This is a genomic window from Streptomyces sp. SID3343 (assembly GCF_009865215.1).
Lineage (GTDB): Bacteria > Actinomycetota > Actinomycetes > Streptomycetales > Streptomycetaceae > Embleya.
The window spans coordinates 1-1,188 of the sequence record NZ_WWJX01001448.1 but is presented as its reverse complement, the minus strand read 5'-3'; the positions used below and the strand labels follow the sequence as shown (position 1 = coordinate 1,188).

1 protein-coding gene is annotated in these 1,188 nt (G+C 71.5%); it reads left to right on the top strand.

Annotation, left to right across the window (positions count from 1 at the left end; translation table 11 throughout):
- Positions 1–364 precede the first annotated feature (364 nt).
- Positions 365–1,188, top strand: an 824-nt coding sequence (locus tag GT354_RS46105) for a GAF domain-containing protein (RefSeq protein ID WP_161363519.1), incomplete at its 3' end; no start/stop codon positions are given.

Here is a 1,188-nt window from a genome sequence, read left to right as displayed (position 1 = left end):
GACCCGCCGCGTGCCCGCCCGCGCTCACCCCGTGCCCGCGGGGGGACGCTCGCCGGCACGCCGGCCGCACCACACCCGACAACGGGACAACCCACGACACACGGGGCGAGTCGCACACCCGAACGACCGGGCGAGAGCACCCGGCCGGGGCACCGAATCCGATCACCCGTTCGTCGTCACCGTAACGACCACCGTCGGCGACACCGCGCGGGTACAGTCACATCCCACGTACCGGCCGACGAACCGCTCCCGACGTAGCCGCGAAGGTGCGTCCGGGCGGCAGAGTCGCGTGTGACGATCCGGTGCCGAACGGAAAGAGGTGCGGGTGAGCGGGAGAGTGGATGGCGGACAAAGCCGGAGACACGTGCGTCGACGGACAGCAGGGAAAATCCAAGGCCCCAACTCCCGCACCCGCGCCACTCGCGATCAGCTCAGCTGGCTCAACGAGGCGAGCCTGCGGATCGGAACCACCCTCGACCTGAAGACCACCGCCCAGGAACTCGCGGACTTCGCCGTTCCCCGACTGGCCGACGGCGCCGCCGTCGATCTGCTGGAATCCGTCATCCAGGGCGAGGAAGGACAACGCCCCAGCGGCAAGGGCAGGCCCGTCAGGCGGGCGATGGCGGTGTCGGCGATCGAGCGACTCACCGACCTCGAACCCGACCAGGTCGGGGAAATATCCACCTCCGACCCGACCCGCGACTCACACTTCACCCGCGCCCTCGCCGCCGGCCGACCCCTGCTCATCGGCCGGATCGGACCCGACGACTACGACAAACTGGGTCCCACCCCCAGTGCCGCCGCCAAACTGCAGCAGGCCGGCGTGCACAGCTACATGATGGTGCCGCTGATCGCACGTGGCGTGCTGCTCGGCTCGGCCGACTTCATTCGCGCGGGCGGTCGCCCCGGTTTCACCACGGCGGACCTCGCCCTGGCCACCCAACTCGCCGCCAAGGCCGCCGTGGACGTGGACAACGCGCGGCTGTACGGGCGCGAGCGCGAACACGTGGCCCGACTCCAACGCAACCTGCTCCCCCGGGACACCCCCCGCACCCCGGGCCTGGCGGTGACCTCCCGCTACACGCCGACGGTCGACCCCCTCGGCGGCGGCGGCGACTGGTTCGACGTCGCGCCCCTGCCCGGCGGCCGTACCGCCCTGGTGGTGGGCGACGTGATGAGCCACGGGCT